Origin of the sequence: Microcoleus sp. ARI1-B5, from assembly GCF_036705795.1 — a bacterium.
Classification (GTDB): domain Bacteria; phylum Cyanobacteriota; class Cyanobacteriia; order Cyanobacteriales; family Microcoleaceae; genus Microcoleus.
On record NZ_JAUBVK010000001.1, the window covers coordinates 211,573 to 229,190 of the forward strand.

At 43.4% G+C, this 17,618-nt stretch carries 22 protein-coding genes; 9 read left to right on the forward strand and 13 right to left on the reverse strand.

Annotated elements, in window-relative coordinates; all coding sequences use genetic code 11:
* Complete coding sequence (locus QUB63_RS00950; protein WP_332942891.1) at positions 1-1,752, forward strand: GTPase; 1,752 nt, start codon at positions 1-3, stop codon at positions 1,750-1,752.
* A 56-nt stretch (positions 1,753-1,808) separates the two neighbouring features.
* Here QUB63_RS00950 and QUB63_RS00955 read toward each other — a convergent pair whose 3' ends face one another.
* From QUB63_RS00955 to QUB63_RS00975, 6 genes are all read right to left on the reverse strand, one after another.
* Positions 1,809-2,165, reverse strand: a complete 357-nt coding sequence (locus tag QUB63_RS00955) for a hypothetical protein (RefSeq protein WP_332942892.1) — start codon at positions 2,163-2,165, stop codon at positions 1,809-1,811.
* Between the two features lie 14 nt (positions 2,166-2,179).
* Complete coding sequence (locus QUB63_RS00960) at positions 2,180-2,578, reverse strand: hypothetical protein (RefSeq protein WP_332942893.1); 399 nt, start codon at positions 2,576-2,578, stop codon at positions 2,180-2,182.
* Between the two features lie 132 nt (positions 2,579-2,710).
* Positions 2,711-2,938 carry a hypothetical protein gene (locus tag QUB63_RS00965; RefSeq protein WP_442921742.1) on the reverse strand — a complete coding sequence of 76 codons (228 nt, stop codon included), beginning with the start codon at positions 2,936-2,938 and terminating at the stop codon, positions 2,711-2,713.
* A complete protein-coding gene (locus QUB63_RS00970; protein ID WP_332942895.1) occupies positions 2,928-3,266 on the reverse strand; it encodes a DUF6972 family protein in 339 nt (112 codons plus the stop codon). Before QUB63_RS00970 ends, QUB63_RS00965 begins: the two co-directional genes overlap by 11 nt.
* 198 nt (positions 3,267-3,464) lie before the next feature.
* Positions 3,465-3,530, reverse strand: coding sequence for a zinc finger domain-containing protein (locus tag QUB63_RS34965; protein WP_442921748.1), 66 nt, complete (start codon positions 3,528-3,530; stop codon positions 3,465-3,467).
* 190 nt (positions 3,531-3,720) lie between these two features.
* Positions 3,721-4,908, reverse strand: coding sequence for a M20 family metallopeptidase (locus QUB63_RS00975; RefSeq protein WP_332942896.1), 1,188 nt, complete (start codon positions 4,906-4,908; stop codon positions 3,721-3,723).
* A 616-nt stretch (positions 4,909-5,524) separates the two neighbouring features.
* Here QUB63_RS00975 and QUB63_RS00980 point away from each other — a divergent pair.
* Positions 5,525-6,676 carry a glycosyltransferase family 87 protein gene (locus tag QUB63_RS00980; RefSeq protein WP_332942897.1) on the forward strand — a complete coding sequence of 384 codons (1,152 nt, stop codon included), beginning with the start codon at positions 5,525-5,527 and terminating at the stop codon, positions 6,674-6,676.
* 58 nt (positions 6,677-6,734) lie between these two features.
* Here QUB63_RS00980 and QUB63_RS00985 read toward each other — a convergent pair whose 3' ends face one another.
* A complete protein-coding gene (locus tag QUB63_RS00985) occupies positions 6,735-6,959 on the reverse strand; it encodes a helix-turn-helix domain-containing protein (RefSeq protein ID WP_332942898.1) in 225 nt (74 codons plus the stop codon).
* A 222-nt stretch (positions 6,960-7,181) separates the two neighbouring features.
* Here QUB63_RS00985 and QUB63_RS00990 point away from each other — a divergent pair, with 222 nt between their 5' ends.
* A complete protein-coding gene (locus QUB63_RS00990) occupies positions 7,182-7,415 on the forward strand; it encodes a hypothetical protein (protein WP_332942899.1) in 234 nt (77 codons plus the stop codon).
* Between the two features lie 252 nt (positions 7,416-7,667).
* On the opposite strand, the gene QUB63_RS00995 is transcribed toward QUB63_RS00990, so the two are convergent.
* The 4 genes from QUB63_RS00995 to aspS all read right to left on the reverse strand — a co-directional run bounded on the left by QUB63_RS00995 (position 7,668) and on the right by aspS (position 12,163).
* Entirely contained in the window at positions 7,668-9,257 is a 1,590-nt protein-coding gene (locus QUB63_RS00995; protein WP_332942900.1) for a GmrSD restriction endonuclease domain-containing protein, read from the reverse strand.
* A gap of 408 nt (positions 9,258-9,665) precedes the next feature.
* Positions 9,666-9,920: a Txe/YoeB family addiction module toxin gene (locus tag QUB63_RS01000; RefSeq protein WP_332943257.1), complete on the reverse strand. Its 255-nt coding sequence runs from the start codon at positions 9,918-9,920 to the stop codon at positions 9,666-9,668.
* Positions 9,869-10,153, reverse strand: a complete 285-nt coding sequence (locus tag QUB63_RS01005; protein WP_332942901.1) for a hypothetical protein — start codon at positions 10,151-10,153, stop codon at positions 9,869-9,871. The genes QUB63_RS01000 and QUB63_RS01005 overlap by 52 nt, the downstream gene beginning before the upstream one ends.
* Before the next feature lie 222 nt (positions 10,154-10,375).
* On the reverse strand, positions 10,376-12,163 hold the full coding sequence (aspS, locus tag QUB63_RS01010) for an aspartate--tRNA ligase (protein ID WP_332942902.1): 1,788 nt from the start codon (positions 12,161-12,163) through the stop codon (positions 10,376-10,378).
* Positions 12,164-12,221: 58 nt separating this feature from the next.
* Between aspS and QUB63_RS01015 the strand changes: the two genes are divergently transcribed.
* Together QUB63_RS01015 and ruvC are read left to right on the forward strand one after the other, a co-directional pair.
* Positions 12,222-12,446 (forward strand): hypothetical protein, encoded by a 225-nt coding sequence (locus QUB63_RS01015; protein ID WP_332942903.1) that lies wholly within the window; start codon positions 12,222-12,224, stop codon positions 12,444-12,446.
* A gap of 304 nt (positions 12,447-12,750) precedes the next feature.
* Positions 12,751-13,284 (forward strand): crossover junction endodeoxyribonuclease RuvC, encoded by a 534-nt coding sequence (gene ruvC / locus QUB63_RS01020; protein WP_332942904.1) that lies wholly within the window; start codon positions 12,751-12,753, stop codon positions 13,282-13,284.
* Between the two features lie 115 nt (positions 13,285-13,399).
* Here ruvC and QUB63_RS01025 read toward each other — a convergent pair whose 3' ends face one another.
* Complete coding sequence (locus QUB63_RS01025) at positions 13,400-13,969, reverse strand: Uma2 family endonuclease (protein WP_332942905.1); 570 nt, start codon at positions 13,967-13,969, stop codon at positions 13,400-13,402.
* Positions 13,970-14,298: 329 nt separating this feature from the next.
* Here QUB63_RS01025 and QUB63_RS01030 point away from each other — a divergent pair, with 329 nt between their 5' ends.
* Positions 14,299-14,673, forward strand: coding sequence for a hypothetical protein (locus tag QUB63_RS01030; protein WP_332942906.1), 375 nt, complete (start codon positions 14,299-14,301; stop codon positions 14,671-14,673).
* A gap of 95 nt (positions 14,674-14,768) precedes the next feature.
* Here QUB63_RS01030 and QUB63_RS01035 read toward each other — a convergent pair whose 3' ends face one another.
* Positions 14,769-15,038: a hypothetical protein gene (locus QUB63_RS01035; protein WP_332942907.1), complete on the reverse strand. Its 270-nt coding sequence runs from the start codon at positions 15,036-15,038 to the stop codon at positions 14,769-14,771.
* Between the two features lie 253 nt (positions 15,039-15,291).
* Here QUB63_RS01035 and QUB63_RS01040 point away from each other — a divergent pair, with 253 nt between their 5' ends.
* From QUB63_RS01040 to QUB63_RS01050, 3 genes are all read left to right on the forward strand, one after another.
* A complete protein-coding gene (locus tag QUB63_RS01040; protein WP_332942908.1) occupies positions 15,292-16,518 on the forward strand; it encodes a hypothetical protein in 1,227 nt (408 codons plus the stop codon).
* Between the two features lie 10 nt (positions 16,519-16,528).
* On the forward strand, positions 16,529-16,762 hold the full coding sequence (locus QUB63_RS01045; RefSeq protein WP_332942909.1) for a hypothetical protein: 234 nt from the start codon (positions 16,529-16,531) through the stop codon (positions 16,760-16,762).
* 121 nt (positions 16,763-16,883) lie between these two features.
* Entirely contained in the window at positions 16,884-17,519 is a 636-nt protein-coding gene (locus QUB63_RS01050) for a restriction endonuclease subunit R (protein WP_332942910.1), read from the forward strand.
* The last annotated feature ends 99 nt before the right edge of the window (positions 17,520-17,618 follow it).

The window sequence follows — 17,618 nt, forward strand, 5'->3', positions numbered from 1 at the left end:
ATGACTCAGAACACCCCCAACTTTAAAGCTGCCGATGTCGGTGCATCTTTCAAAAAGACCCTAGTAAAATTTGACAACTTACTGGCTCAGGGAAACACACCCGAACTAACAGCTATCCGCAAAAAAGTGCGTGATGAATTAAAATATTATCGAGAGCAGGGGATTCTGGGAGTAGCTTTTGTTGGTCAGTACAGTGCAGGTAAATCAACTATAATTTCTGCCATGACAGGACGGCGGGATATCCGCATTGATGCTGATATTGCTACTGATAAAACTACCAATTATGACTGGAACGACATCAAGCTAATTGATACACCCGGACTTTTTACAGACCGCCAAGATCACGATGAAATTACTTATGATGCCATTCATAAATCTGACTTACTGGTTTTCTGCCTCACCTATATGCTCTTTGACTCGTTGACAGCAGAGAATTTTAAGAAATTAGCCTATGAAAAAGGCTATCGCTGGAAAATGATGCTGGTTATCAATAAAATGTCTGATGAAGCAGGAGAAGAAGAGCAAAAAATTGCCAACTACCGCAAAAGTCTTGCTGATGCACTGAAGCCTTACAGTCTTGATGAATTTCCGATCTGCTTTATCGATGCCAAAGACTACTGTGAAGGCATTGATGATAAAGATGATTTTCTGACGGACATCAGCCGATTTCCAACTTTTATTGATGCTCTCAATCAGTTTGTAGAGCGTCGTGGCTCCCTTGCTCGTTTTGATACACCTGTCCGAATTGCTCTAAGCTGTGTGGATGAGGCTCAGTTGAGCTTTACTCGCAACTCTAGCGAAGATTCTGCTTTTTTTGAAGTGCTGACACGGTTATCTCGCACAGTGCGTAAAGAGCGCGATCGTCTCCGTACCAAGATTCATAGCATAGCACTACTATTGTCATCAGCAGTTGTTAATGAAGGAAGAATCCTAGCCTCAGCAGTTGGTGGCAAAGATAACTTTGAGATGCTTAATAAACAGGCTGAAAGTAAGGTACAACAACACTATGAGAGAGCTGGACGCGAAATGGAACAAGCTGTGAAGGCAGCAGTTGAGTCAATACAAGATGAAGTTAAAGATATACTGCAAAGTAATTTAGTCCAGGCTTTTGTAGCCCGTTTGCAGGTCAACCAAAAAGTATCTATACAAAATGACGATAGGAATCGACTGATAGAGCAAGTTGAAATGCTTTTCCAAGTTGGAGAAAAAGTAGGACTTGATGTAAGTCAACTTACTGACTTAGGGACAAGAGGGTTTTTACCTACTGCTGGAGGGGGTTTTTTACGCTCTATGGATGTAGTAGGAAGCAATCTCCATAAAACTGTTTTGACTGTCGGAGAATTTATCGGCTTTAACTTTCGACCTTGGCAAGCAGTCAACATTGCTAAAGACATTGCTAATGTCGCTATGTTTGTCGGCCCTCTTCTAACATTAGTTTCAATCGGAGCGGAATTTTATAAAGCCAAACAAGAACAGGAGCAAGAGCAGAAAATGGCTGAGGCTCGAAGCGAAATTACAAGTCAGTTTATCGCGATAGCTCAAAACCTCGAAAATCAAATTGAAGGGCAGTTGCGAGAATTTGAGCAACAAGTTTACGGAGAGATTGAGAAGCAAATTGCAGCCGCTCGTCTGAAGGAAGAGGAAGCGATTTCTGCTTCTAATACTGGGGTAAAACAACTGGCAGAAATCCGTAAGAATTTTGACGGGATTATCCAGTACATCACGCAGGCAACAGCTAATCCGAATACTTGAATCTGAAAAAGAGCGATCGCCCTTACATCCCAAATTGTCAAAAAGCGCGATCGCCTTTACTCAGGCAAAGTCAAAATAGTTGTAGCCTCAGCCAAGAGTTTACACTTGACTTTATTGTTTTCCCCCTCAATAAGACAATGAGCTGGATTATCCTGCAAGGGATCGTGGCGGATAATGAAACCTAAAGAACGGGCATATCCTGCTACCAACACACCCACTTTTGTAGTGTCAGGATTTCTCGCACGGGCTAAAACTTCCTGGGGAGTTGTTAGCCTCGCCAACTCAACTGAGATACTGTTATCAGGTTTTCCTCTAACCTGGAAAGCAACTGATTTTACAGTACCATCCTCATAAAGATGTACATGAGGAATCCGACGATAAAGAATCTCATTGTCTGCAATTTCTTCTAGCATTATCTCATCCTGACTTATGGAATCAATAGCTGAGACACCACATTCAGGACTTCAGATAATGATACCTCGTTTTTCTCCTCAAATTTTCTCTCGTTTCCTTCTCCCTTAATTAGTAGATAGCTGAAACTCATATCAGGTTTAATTTCCACTTCTAGATTGCCGTATGGGCTTCGCCATTCCAGTTGTAGGCTACCATTAGCAATTGGTGCTGCATCATAGGGTAAAATTAGCTCGCCAACTAAAGGCGAAAGAGAGTATTTGATATGAATAAGCAACTGACAGGCTTTTACAAAAGCAACGGGCGAAACTGCTAATGCACCATAAGAATCCCAGTCAGGTTCTAGTTGGGCAAGTTGCGTCAAGCGCTCTAATATTGGATCTAAGGAAACATCAGTTAATGTTGCTTGAGACATGGCTTTTACAAAGATCGTATTTTCAATTATATCATACTTATTGCTGACGATAAGTTAATAGAGTGAGGCATGAGAGCAAAAGCGCGTGAAGCGCAGCTATCCCGTGGGAATCGCCCCTTCAACGTGCATCATTCAAACTAACTCCGACACTCTCAGTCGCCCTTCTACAGGCTCATACTCATCTTCTAAAAGCCAATACTGCGCCTCATCATAACTCTTACTAGAAAACACAACTTTATAACCCTCAGCCGGATCGTAGATTCGACAATTCCCCTCAGCATCACCTAGTAACAAAAGCAGATAAGGAGGTGAAAGATTTGGATCGATCCATACCTCTGTAAACTCCCAGTTATTCTTCACTACGTCGGGTTCGAGGCGTAACGTGGTATCGGTTTTCTGCATCAACTTTTATCTCTCCGTAGTAAAGTAACAGACGGCTACCATCCGGGTCAACTCTATAACCAATTGATTCAATAAAAAACATACCATAACGATCGTAGCCCCGAATCGTACCTGTAAAGTCTCCATCTTCTATTATGGCTTGAGCTACCTGATTCATCGTAGGTTCATCGTTAAAAATATGAGCAGCACGTCCTTTATTTAGCAATCTTCTCATTTGTGGCGTGTCTGGCAGGTGTTTAGCAATGTGCCGGCTGTCAAGGGTGATTTGGCGCTTAATTCCACTCATCAATTAATTGAATCGCATACAAGTAAGTAGGTAGGCGCAAATAAACCGTGGTATGTAACAGAATGTAAAACTCTCGTAACCGGAAGCGAAGTGCGTCGCTTCACTTCGTTTCGCTCTCTTCGGACATATATATGTTTTTTGCACCCATCTACTTAATTGAGTATCATAACTTGGCTGTACAATCAAGGGTTTTAGTTTTTATTGTAGGGTGCCGAGCGGCTGAATGTAACGACCACAGACTAAACATTTTTCCCCGCTGGGCACCCTACGGTTAGTTAGCTATTTGGTAAGGTGCGGATCTATTAGATTGTCGCTATTAGTTGAGGGATTGTCGATCGCGACACACCCTACAGCTACAGTAAATATTGGGTAAGGTGCGGATCTATTAGATTGTCGCTATTAGTTGAGGGATTGTCGATCGCGACACACCCTACAACTGCGATTAGAAACGATATCACTTACTTGCTTGCTGCTTCCAATATTGGCAGGCGGCATAGGCCAAGGTGACAGCGCCGGTCACAATTGAGGCTTCATCCACCTCAAACTGCGGGTGATGGAGGGGATAGTTCGGTTTGTCAGCCAGTCCCACTCCCAAGCGAAACATCGTTCCCGGCGCGTGTTCTAAATACATTGAAAAATCTTCCGCGCCGAGGGATGGTTCTGGTAAAATCTGAACGCGCGATCGCCCTAAAGCTTCTAAAGCCGCAGTTTCGACTAATTGAGTGAGTTTTGGGTCGTTTTGGACTCCGGGCACGCCGCGCTTGTAGGTGAGTTCGTACTTAGCGCCGTAAGTCTCGCAAACGCTGGAGACAATTTGTTCGATCCAAGCCGGCAGTTTTTCGTGGGTTTCCGGATGCAGCGATCGCACGGTTCCCAGCAATTTTACGCGATCGGCAATCACGTTCGGCGCACGTCCGCCGCTAATTTGCCCGATCGTCAAAACCACAGGCCTCAAAGGATTTTGCGTGCGGCTAATTGCCTGCTGCAAAGTGGTAATTATCTGAGAAGCTATCCAAATTGCATCGATCGCCTCGTGGGGACGCGCACCGTGGCCGGATTCGCCAATCACAATCAATTCTAGGTCATCTGCCGCCGCCGTCAGGGCCCCGTGGCGGATACCGACGCAACCGCCGGGAATCGTCGGGAAAACGTGCACTCCGAGAATGCCCTCAACATCTTGCATCGCCCCGTCTTTAATCATCCATTGAGCACCTTGGGCAATCTCTTCCGCCGGCTGAAACAAGAAGCGGACGTGACCGGGCAATTTTTCGCCTAGCTGAGACAATATCATGGCTGCGCCCAAACCGACGGTGGTGTGGATGTCGTGGCCGCAGGCGTGCATGACTCCCTCGTTGCGGGAGGCAAATTCTAAGTTTGTGCGTTCTTGAATCGGTAAAGCGTCCATATCGGTGCGAATTGCCAGCCACCGGGACTCGCTGCTGTGGCCTTTGAGTTCGCCGAGCACTCCTGTTTTGCCGATTCCCTCAATGGCGCGGACTCCGCTGGAAGCGAGCACTCCGGCTACGTAGGCGGCGGTTTGATATTCTTGACCGCTGAGTTCGGGGTGCGAGTGGATGTGCCGGCGTATTTCGATTAAGCGGGGTGCTAGGGTGGCGGCTACTTCTTTGATGCGGGAAAGCATGAATTTAGTTGGGGAGTGCGGTACAAGTTGTAGTCAACTAGGTTAACGCATATGTTTGGGGGCGAACAGGGTTACAAGGGGCAAAAGTGCGATCGGGCTTTTAGATGGCAATGCTATTTTGTTTGGGAATAAGATTTTTTTTTTACCGCAGAGGGCGCAGAGGACGCAGAGAAAAGAGAGAAGAGAGAGTTAGGTTTAAACGGGGAATAAAAGTCTATGTTTTAGGTTTAAATGCTGATTTTTAGTTGAGGATTTCTGGTTGTGATATTATCAAATAGTAAATTTATTAAAATTATTTGTTATGATTAGCTTTGGATTCTGGAATGTAATTATTCTCATTGCAGTCGCTTTGTTTCTCAATTTTAATTGGCGATTAGATAGCGAAAAAACAGCATGGCAAGATTCTTTGTTTTTAAAACATCCTTCGAGCCAAAGGTTGACTCAGTTTTTTCGTCAACCTATTGTTTACTTTATTTTGCAAGCAGTTATTGTATTAGTTCTTACGCGATTTCTCTGTTATACGGGTTGGTTGGTTTACAATCTGACTGAGCGGCCAGATCCGCCTTACTGGGATTTTAAGTGGTTTTATGTAGCGAGTAGATTAGCCCATCAGCATTTGAGCCCCTTTAATGTCGAGGTGTTTAACATCGGTTTCTGTAGCATCACTAAAGTGTGTGGGTTTATTCCATCTTTTGTTTATCCACCTAATATCATTCCTCCCCTCTGGTTTGTGGGCTATTTCCCGATGAAGACTGCATTCACTATCTGGACTTGGCTGCATCTTATTGCCACAGGTTTTGTTTTATGGGGAGCGAATATCTTGTTGGTGTCGCACTCACGAGCTTTTCGGACTATTTGTAGTATATCAGTTGCATTCCTCTACGGTTTTGTCTTCGACCTTCAAGTTGGCAATGTGGCAACTTTTATTGCCGTTCTGCTGTTAGGGATGTTTATTTATGCTAGAAAAGATCGGGATATAATTGCAGGAGCTTTATTAGGAATAGCCCTTTTTAAACCCACTTTAGTTATATTGTTTATTCCTTATTTTTTAATCAAAAGACGGTTTCAGCTAGTTTTTATATCAATAGTCACGGTAACTTTTTTGACAGTTATAGGTCTAGCTGTAACGGGCAACTCCTTAACAGGATTTATACAGGATGCGACTCGTGGATTTCCACTCTGGCTCAACGATCCATCGAATAATGCTTATATTTCTATGAGTCGCCTTGATTTAAGGGTTATGGGGCCGAGATTTTTCCCCGATAGTCCCTTCGTGGCGAAGCTATTTTCTGACTCGATTATTCTGGTGCTAGTTGGTTTAGTGAGTTGGTATTTTTACAAAAAACAATCTCGCAATGCTTGGTCACAAAAAGTTGACTTATCTGAAATGGTGCTAATTTCTACTTTGAGTATTGCTATCAACTATTCTCAGCCAACCAGTTCTGTGATGTTAGCACCGGCGGTTGTTTTTTTGCTGAACGATTTATGTTTTCAGATTAAAAATTGTGCCTTCTCTAGGCAAAGAATGTCGGTTTGGTTATTGGGCGTTGGCTGTGTCATGGTGCAAACCGCAGTGATTCATGGCGGGCTGTTGGTGTTTCTAGGAAAGCGGTGGAACTGGAAGGGGGGGGAATTGCCTTATTTGTTTAAAGTAACTATTTTTTCACTACCGAGTTATGCGATTTTAGGCCTTACGTTAAGTGTTTTAGTCTTAGCGATTACATCTCTTCGTCAAAAACAGGTTGCTGAATTTGACCGACCGAGCTGAAGCAGGAAATAGACATTCATCTGGCCAAGAGTAAGTAATAGGTAGCGTTTTTACCATGTCATTTTAAGTCATCGGGATTGTCCTCCTCATACACCATTAAATCCCCAGGCTGACAGTTCAGTGCTCTGCACAAAGCGCTAAGGGTTGCTTCGTCAATTCTGGTGAGTCGGCGACGGGTTTTGATTTTAGACACAGAAGTTGGGTGCATCCCAATTAAAGCAGCCAATTCTTTATTGCTGATATTGCGATCGGCCATCACAACTGCCAATTTCCAACGGATCACTGCTGATGCTCAACTGCTAGCGATAACTTTGCAAGCTGATGTTACCATTCTGCAACCTTGACTCTCCCATAAATTGTCGCTGCAACCATTTATTTTGTCGTAACGATTGACAAACGGCAGCGATTGAACTAGACTGAGGATGTACAAACGGAAAAGCGATCGCCCCTGGCCTGGAAAACTTGAGGGCGATCGCAATTCCACTATTCGTGTAATTCAAACTCTATGATATCACAGCCAAAGTCAGTTCCCGAACTACTCCGGGAAGAAATTCCTGACGTACCTCAAGGTAAGCAACCGATTCGTTTGCTGTTGTGCGGCGTTCCTAAAGCGGTAGACAGCATCGTTAATCTGCTGCACGTTTTAGGTTTTGCAGAAGTTGGGGAATGGAGCCCGCCTCTACCATCGCCTCTAGCGGGTGAGGTAATACGGATTTTAACCCGTTACTGGAAAGAGTAATATTTGAGGGCGATCGCACTTTTTTTGTGAAGTGCGATCGGTCTTTATATCTCATTGAAGGGCGATCGCCAATCCGGTTTTCTGGCGTGAGCGAGCTTACCCTTCTAAGAGGACTAGACATTTCTCTATCTAGGTTTAAAGCCATTTTGGATTCAGTTTTTGTCTGAGTCCCGTTAGACCATAACAATCAAGGCAGATTGCACTTATAAAAAGATGTATCAGCAGACAGCTAGACTGCAAGAACTTTATCAACTAAACAATTTGGGAAAGTTCTTTTGCTTTTTGAAGTAGCGATTCAGACCTTAATGCCAGAAAGCTATCATAGTCGTCATCAGTGAACGTATTGACAGGGCAGAAATGTGTTACTATTATCTCCTGAAAAATTTTAGCGTCAGCAGGCATCTCAGTACGGTATTTGCTAGGTGGTTGATTGCTGATTTTATTGTTGTCAGTTCGGGCAAGTAATGAAAAGTTTCCCAAACAATTAATTTGCTCATCGTTATACTTTTCCAGACGTTCCAAGTAAGCTCTGGGAAAAATATGATGAAATTCCTTTCGATTACCTTGGGATAAAACCTCTTGCAAAGATATATTCGTACCTTGAATAAAGTTTAAGGGTTTTCCTTGTGCTAAAAGGATAATAAAGGTTTTTGTTGCAACTGTAGACATTCGGAACGAGTTTTTAAGAAAGAAGCTAGTATCTAAGGATATGTCAAAGTCTCCAAGTTTATGAGGTTTGCCTGCCTTAAGATTTTGTACTTCTGCCAAATCTACAGCGGTACTCTTAGGTCCTCCTCTTGCATATCTTTGAGAAAAACATGAACGCCAAAACCATTTCTTGATAGTTTTGTATTGCTCATCAGGTATAGGAGGTGGTTGTTTTTGTGGCGAAGCGAAGAACGAGGCTAAAACGGGTAATATGTTTTCCATTGGTAAAAGCTTAAGACTGAAAACATTTAGCTCATCCTTCAAAAAGTCAATAGCCCTGAATATGCCTGTCCGAATTTCATCAAATTTTTCTCGTACTGTACTACCAGGAAGTTCCATAAAATCTTCTGGATCGGCACTATTCATTGCTACCGCAGAGCAGCATTTGAGAAGCAAATTAGAGCCTACCTCTTTGAAGCCGAATGGTTCCAGTTCTTCAGTAAGTTCTCTAAACTTCTCTTGTAAGTCAAAATCTTCACTCCAGTTCCAAACCGACAAAAGCTGAAAAGTATCTAATTCGACCCCTTGCCGATTGATCCTCTCAAAAACGGTTGCAACATATTTCCGTTCTTCATTTTCAAATCGTTCTACAGGAATTTTGGCTTGGTTAAATCTTGACACTAGCTCGTCTATCTTTTGTGCTAAACTCTCATCTAAGTTTCTAGTAACTTGCCTATACTTAGGAGCATCGAAAACATACTTGAGCGGGAAAAATTTTGTAGCATCATAATTGGTAAAATCTTCCAAATATTGAAAGGGGACAGATTCTTCGCTATTTATTTCAAAAAACAGATTAGTCCAATTAGTGTTTTCTCCCTGGTCAGCAATAAGAGAACTTTGAAATATACCAAAAATAGAAGTTATTCTCTGTTGCCCATCAAGTACATAATCTATGGGATATTCAGGATCGTTATCAAGAAGTTTATAGGGACCGAGATTCCTTTCAGTCCGTAAAGGAGTTCTAGTTCTCCAAAGTAATACAGAACCAAAAGGGAAACCTTTATAAATACTGTCTATGAAGTAGGAAACTCGACTGGGTTCCCAAACAAAACCCCGTTGAAAAGAGGGAATTCTAATTCTTCCCCTTTCGACATCATTGATTAAGTTTTTAATAAAGTAGTGAGAGTCAGCCATAGAGAGTTAAGTTGAAGCTACCTTTATAATTATAGCATAGGAGGGCTTCAACAAAAAATCAGTGCTAATCATTATACAATCGATTGTAGTTGACGCTTTCACATCAACAAACACGCTATAAAGGAAACAACTTCCATTTATGGCGTATAAAGCCTGTTTGGGATTGGTTTGGGTTGAAAATTTGTTTAAGTCCCGATAAGTAAGCCTACCTAAAAAAAACAATTATCCAGATTCCCGAGTTCTTTAAAAAGTCGGGAATCTACAAATAGTTAAATTGTCAAGGTGTTTCATAATTATGACTTGGGCGTATAAGTCGATCGCACTCTGTGAATTGTTTCTCATCCACACCAGACGGCGCATTTGTCAGCAAACAACCCGGCTGCTGCGTCTTCGGAAACGCAATCACATCTATTCAGTGTAATGATACTTACAAGCGACGATCGCAATTTCTCGATCCGTAACTTGGTAAACTAAACGATGTTCGTTATCAATGCGCCTAGACCAAAAACCACTTAACTCGTATTTCAGAGGTTCAGGTTTTCCCAATCCTTCAAAAGGTGAGCGGTCTATATCTTTAATCAATTCTACAATTTTGCGATAAATCTTTTTGTCTAATTTTGCCCATTCATTAAAATCTGCAAAAGCAGAAGATTCAAAAACAATTCTTCTGCTCCTTGCAAATTATGTAAATTAACTTCAACTAAATTTTGCCCCTCTTTAACATTTTCAATAGCTTTTAAAAGTCGATTTTTGTTGACTTCTGATTTCAAAAGATATTCGGTTTCATCACACTCAGAAACAATTATTTCAATCTCTTTATCTCCAAAAGTCGCCTTGATTTGTTCTAAAAAATGATGATTGAGTTCGCTGGCTTTTAAACGATAAACTGTTGACATCGTTTTTACCTATTTTCGATTATGCTAATTATAGCGTTTTTAGTCTCAAGACCTGGAATGTAACTCTAGCATACAGTATCAGCCAAAGTTTTGACTCAATCACAGTCCAGGACGCAGAATCGTGTCTGTCATGCTGAACAAAACGCAGTCTAGTGAAGCATCCAGCGAGATGCTTCCCTTCTCTCAGCATGACACATAGGCTTTGCCTAAGTCCCGATCGGCTTATGACTTGGGCGTATAAGTCGATCGCACTTGCAACTCCTTCAACTGCTTCTCATCCACACTAGACGGCGCATTCGTCAACAAACACCCGGCTTGCTGCGTCTTCGGAAACGCCATGACATCGCGAATCGATTCCTCACCAGCCAACAGCATCACCAACCGATCCAAACCGTAAGCAATGCCTCCGTGGGGCGGAGTTCCATACTCAAACGCATCCAACAAAAAGCCGAATTTATTGTAAGCTTCCTCAGTCGATAAGCCGATCGCCTCAAACACCTTTTCCTGAACTTCCCGCTGATAAATCCGCAGAGAACCGCCGCCGACTTCTGTACCGTTTAATACCAAATCGTAAGCTTGAGCTCTGGCTGTTTTCAAATTGTCAATATCATCGGGATGCGGTGCGGTAAACGGGTGGTGCAATGCTTCCAAACGCTTCTCATCGGCGTTCCATTCAAACATCGGGAAATCTGTCACCCACAGCAGATTCATCTTGTCTTTGTCAATCAATCCCAATTCATTACCGACAAACAAACGCAATCTATCTAAAGTCTTATTGACAGTTGTGGCGTCGGCAGCAGCAAATAACAGCAAATGACCTGGTTGCGCGCCGGTGCGATCGAGCAATTCCTGTTTTTGCGCTTCCGTCAAATTATCCTTAATTGCGCCTATCGTATCAATTTCGCCGTTATCCCGCACGCGGATGTAAGCCAATCCCTTCGCACCGGCTTCGCTGGCTTCCTTAAACAAATCGCCTGCAGGTTTAATCCGCACGTTAGAAATCGCATCATTCCCGCCCGGAATCGGCAAAACTTTCACAATTCCGCCCGCAGCAACCGCCCCGGAAAATACTTTAAATCCCGAGTCTTTCATCAAATCGGAAACATCCACTAATTCCAAACCGAAGCGAGTGTCTGGTTTGTCACTACCGTAGCGATCCATTGCTTCCGCGTAAGTCAAACGCGGGAAAGGACAAGGCAATTCAATGCCTTTCACAGTTTGGAAAATATGGCAGACTAAACCTTCATTTAAGGCAATTACTTCTTCCACAGACATGAAACTCATTTCCATGTCCAATTGCGTGAATTCCGGCTGTCTGTCAGCGCGCAAATCTTCATCGCGGAAACAGCGGGCAATTTGATAATATCTGTCGAAACCAGACACCATTAACAATTGTTTGAACAACTGCGGCGACTGCGGCAAAGCATACCATGCACCGGGATTGACGCGGCTGGGAACTAAATAATCTCTCGCACCTTCGGGAGTCGCGCGAGTTAAAATCGGCGTTTCAATTTCCATGAAACCTTCCACATCTTCCAGGTGGCGGCGCATGGCTTTGACGACTTGGTGGCGAAGCTGCAAATTGCGACTCATGCGATCGCGCCGCAAGTCCAAATAGCGATATTTCAGCCGCAAATCTTCCCGCACGCTTTCATTTTCCGCCGTCGCCACCTGAAACGGTAACTGTTTGCGAACCGCATTCAACAACTCAATTTCGTCAGCATAAATTTCCACCTCACCCGTAGGCAATTTCGGGTTGAGGGACTCTTCGGGGCGGCTGGTGACTCGCCCGGTAATTTTAACCACGTATTCGCTGCGTAAAGCCTCAGCCCCGTGATAGGAATCGGGGGTGCGTTCAGGATCGCTGACAATTTGCACGATACCCGATCGATCGCGCACGTCGAGAAAAATCACCCCGCCATGATCGCGGCGGCGATCCACCCAGCCGTAAAGGGTGACAGTCTCTCCGATGTGTTCGCTTCGCAGTTCGCCGCAGTAGTAAGTTCTCATGGTTGGGGGTTATGGACTAAAAATAAAGCTTTTTAATTATGCAGTATGCCTGAACATTGTGCTGAATGCAAATGCAGGGGCGATCGCGATACCTCGCGCCCATCTTACCTGCGTATCGAGTACAGATCGCCTCCGCCGAGTGGGGTTAACCCCAGTCGAGCCAAAAATGCGCGCGCGATCGGCTATTGACTCGATCCGTGTCCGGTTGGCAGTAGTATTGAGCTTGGTATACCGTAGAATTTCTGGTAGATGTGAAGATATCGTAGCATTACAGTCAGAATAATTGCTGTGGGTAGAGCCTTCAAAGTAAGCAAACAAGCTTGATCCAAACGACTTGCTTGGGCTTTGCCAACAAACTTATACCATTGCTACCACCAAAATTAGAGGATATCATCTGTAGAGAAACAGCCTGGCCGTGTCCGGCCCCGACTTATGCAAATCACAGATAAATTCTATAACTATAGCAAGACTTTTCAAATTAGTCTTATATTAAAGAATTGAATAATTGAGAAGGGAGCATCTGTGCGCCAGCTTGTGTAGTACGATTAACGGATTTGAGCGGACAGATAAACACTGAATAAGGGTTAATGGAAAAACGAATTTTAGGATTAGATCCGGGCTTAGCACATCTCGGATACGGCGCAATTTCCTGTCAAATTGTCCCAGGAAAACAAGACCAAAACAGCATTTCCATGATTGATTGCGGCGTGATTAAAACAACGCCCAAGGAGGAAATGGGACAGCGGCTGAAAACAATTTACGAAGATTTGCACGCGGTAATTGACGAGATCAAACCAGATTTAGCAATTGCCGAAAAACTGTTTTTTTACAAAATGGGAAATACCATACTTGTAGCGCAAGCGCGGGGCGTTTTGACGCTAGTATTAGCTCAGTGCGGAGTGCCGCTGTTCGAGTTTACGCCCGCTCAAATTAAGCAAGCTTTGACCGGGCGCGGCAATGCTGATAAATCGGAAGTGCAAGAAGCTGTAGCGCGGGAGTTGGAGTTAGCTTACATTCCGAAACCCGATGATGCTGCGGATGCTTTGGCTGTGGCTTTGACTGGTTGGTACGATGATGATATTTGTCCGAAGAAAATAGAATTGGCAACTCAAAAACTGTGATGTAATATTATCTCGCCTCAAACGAGACAAACAAAATTGCTTTGTAGTGAGGACTTTAGTCCTCAGATTTGGAAGAAAACTAAAGTCCTCACTACAAACATTTTATATAAAAAAATCAAATCATCGGCAAATTCAAAACAAATCCGGGCAAAACATCTTCTCCCGATAAACTTACAGGAAATTGTACAATCTCTACATCGCGATTAGGGCGATAAATTTCTACTTGTTCGTCTTGAGGATTAATCAGCCAACCCAAACGCAAGCCGCTGTTGAGATATTCCTGCATTTTCTCCTGAAGCGGGCGCAGCGGGTCGGTACGCGAGCGCAATTCAATTACAAAGTCAGGACAAATTGGCGGAAATTTTTCCCGTTCTTCTGCTGTCAAAGCCGACCATCTTTCTAAGCTAACCCAAGCCGCATCGGGAGAACGGTCTCCGTTATTCGGCAGCCGAAAAATTGTCGAAGAACTAAACACTCTCCCTAGCTGTCTTTGGTAATTCCACAGCCAAACTAAGCCAATTAAATCGGCTTCTCGATTGCCGCTAACTCCGCCTACTGGTGACATAATGATGATTTCTCCTTTCGCTGTCCGTTCAAATTGCCAATCTCGATTCATCTGGCACAAACGGTAAAACTGTTCGTCTGTTAGTTCGACAGTATCTAAGTTTAAAGTAACTGTTGTCATTTTTTCTGACTCCCGAGAAATATGAGTCCTGCAAACCTATTTTAGCGCCTGTTTCTGTCAATGACAGATCCATCACCCAGTCTCTGCAATTGCTTCGCGACCTTCGCAATGACAGGCGAAACTAATCAATTTTAACATCAGTCCTCATCGCGTGGACTTCCGCTTTGAGACCAGGGTTTAAACCCTAGCCGACTATTGCGAAGTGCCAAATATCAGTTGAAAAATTAATTAATTTCGATCGCCGCATCCCAACCTCAAGCAAAAAAATGCTATAATATCACTTTTAACTGCTAAACTTATTCTGCCCGCAGAGAACACAGGAAAATCTTATGGTGATTATTACCTCACAAGAAATTGCCCAATTTCGATCGCAATTAGCCGAATATCCCGAAGCCCTAAAAGCGCTAGACGAAATCGAAGATTGCGAAGGCAACATCGAAGATGCAGCGATATCTCTAGCAATTCAAGCCGGACAAGAACCGAATATCTCTGAAAATTGGCTGGACGGATTGGCAAAAAGATGCCGCGTTGCTATCTGCAAATCTGAGGTAAAAGAAGACTTGACAAACGGACAATTGAATGCTGCATTTAGAGATTTAGTCGCCGCAAAAACTTGCCCGCAGATTTTGGTGACATCGGTGATTATTTATGTATTTAAAACTGGGGTAAATGATTTTTGTGAGCCTCTCGAATATAAACTGTAAAGCCATCGATACAGTTAAAAATCGCCCCGATTTCCCAAAACATGATACAACGAGGCGATTCCAGCGGACGATAGCTACGCCGCGCGTACTTTTATCTACCGCTGTGCGCTGCTGTACCCAGCAGGCACCAAATCCGGCGACAAACCCAAAGATTTCCCCAGCAAACGAGCAAGTTGCACTAAAAAATTAGCAGTATCTGCATCACCTTCGCGGGCCATGGAAGCCGATATCTGGATTAGCATCTGCACAAATCCCGCATCTATTAAATCGGAACAGGAACTTAAAACCTCTGGTTCTTGGCCGTTGGGACAGGTAAGCACTCGCTCGATCAAGTTCAAATAAGCCTCTTGGCGTTCTGGATTCATTTTGGGGGGAAATGTAGAGTAAATAATTTATTATTACGTTTAACTCTGTTCTGTCAATCAGGCGATCGAATACGCGCTCCCCATCTTTCCTCTAGAAACTCCATTCAGTCGGGAATAGACAGAAGCTTAAAGAAAATCTTAAGTTTCTCAATGCTACTTTAGTCGAGCTCTCGGCGCTTGTGGCGCACCCTACAATTACGGGGTAAGGTGCTTGTGGCGCACCCTACTATTACGGGACTTAGGAATATACAAAATGAAAATAGGAATATTTTTAGGAAATCTAGGAAATCCCGCCATCTACTATCCCAAACTCGCCCAAATTACCGGGGGAGTCACGGCGAGCATTTTTCTTTGCCAATTATTGCAATGGCAAGCACAACATTCCAACTCCGGCGAATGGGTGAAAACTAACAGCGGCGAAATTGAAAAAGCCACGGGTTTAAATCGCGAAGAACAAGAAATCGCGAGACGCTTGCTGAAAGTGCGATCGCTCCTGAAAGAAAAATCCACAAATCCCAACACCGAAACCCTTGAACTCGGGGCGGATCTTGACGCTTTTGAGGAAAATTTTAAGAGCTGTTTTGGAGCTAATCCTGCTGATATTATAACACAAACAATCCGCGAAAACAACAATCCCCCTGTAGAAATAGTTGCGGAAACTTCACCCCCAAATCATGAAGTTAAAACCGACAAATTTTTCGGGCAACCGCGCCAGCAAATAGCCGTTGCAGTCAATCCAAATTACCGATTTAGCGGGCCTTGGAATTGCGAAGCTGAACTGCATAACTTTCAGCGAACCTTAGAAGAATATGCCAGAAATCGCAACTTAGGATTTGGCAATCCTTCGGGATGGGCTTTTAAAATTATTGACAGCATGACAAAGGGCTTAACCTCGACTTTTTGGGATGAATTTATTGCCGGAATTCCTTTAGGAGAAAGCCAGAAAGTTAAGCGGGAGTGGGAAATTGAGCCGGAAGTGCCTTATCCGGCGTTTGAGGAGGAGCGAATTCAGTATTACGTACACAAAGGCGAACCGCTGGAAGCAGCAGTGTCTAAAGCCCGCGCTGATTTGAGAAATCCGGTTTTGGGTAAGGATTTGTGGGAGGGTTTTTTGCGAAAGTGCGATCGTATTGCTGACGATGCGCTCAAAGCCAAAAACCAAGGCGTACAAAACGCATATTTGCCCTCTTCCTTCAACGAAAAACCGCAAATTACCAAAGAAAGCGTGATGCAGAAATTAGGGGCGATCGCGCCGCAATTTGCCCTGAATCAATCCACATCTGAACCAATCGCAGAACCGCCCCAACTCGTCGAACAAAAAGAGCCGCCAACCGCCGACGAAATCCCCAGTATTTCCTCTTTGCAAAAAGCTTACCAAACTCCTCTCGGTCGAAGTATAGTTGAAAAACAAATTGCTGCCAACCCGGAATGGGGCTATGAAATAGTTGACGGTGAAATTGTAGAATCTATCCCTTTTTAATGAGGCTAAAATGAAACGAGTTAGCGATATCAATCCGCTGGGAAGTGAGCGCCAAAATCCTTCAGCTCCAGAAAGAGAGAAGCTGCGTCAGGAAAGATTGGAGCGCGAGAAAAGTTTAGGTTTTCAGCAGTTAACAGAATTTTGCATCTTGGGCGAATATGACATGGCAAAACAACTTGCAGCCAGACATTCTAGTTGGGGTTATGAAATAGTTGACGGAGTTGTAGTGGAGCAGATAGATTAGGTTCGCAGCATCGGAATGCAAGTCCTTTCAGCCTCAGACTTAAGGACTGAAGTCCGATGCTGCGAACATACTTTTGCGAATATGTTAGAATTACAATAGAGACTTAATTGGTTTGAAGATTATGACAGTTATTAATGCCAAAAATTTAACATTAGGAGAAGTCCACCGTCTTTTCGGCTTAGAAAAGCAGTACAACAGCTCATTTACCTCGCTGTTATCCCTTGAAGATATAACAGAACACGAACAGCAGGAACTTATACAAATCCGGGATGACTTCGATGAATACATCTCAACCGATCGCGTTTCTGAAGGATTGGTACAAGCTCTGACTACTTTTCCCTTAATGCGATTAGCTGGCTTCTACCGCCCACCTATTAAAATTAGTCTAGAACAAGACATTGCCGAAATTAGCATTGAAGATGAAGACATAATTATTAAAGGGCGGTTTGATATTTTGGCAGTCAACAAATTAAAACCCATAAGAACCGATATATCTTTTTGGGTTTTGGTAATTGAAACTAAAAACTCGGGAATCAACGCATTTACGGGTTTATCCCAACTGCTTACCTATGCTTATCAAAATTTAAAATATCAAGATGCAATCTGGGGTTTGACAACCAACGGAATGCACTATCAGTTCGTCAATATCCAGCGCGGAAATTCCTCAAGCTATCAGTTAATGCCTTTGCTAAATTTGATGGAACCAGAATCTTCAGTTGTGTTGCTGCAAGTCCTCAAAGCTATTTGCAAGCTCTAGAAGAAGGAAGAAGTCCGATGGAAGTCGGAAGAAGATACATCTTGCTTTGATTCGGAGACTATCTTGAAATTATCTGCGTTGATCTGTGTTTATCTGCCT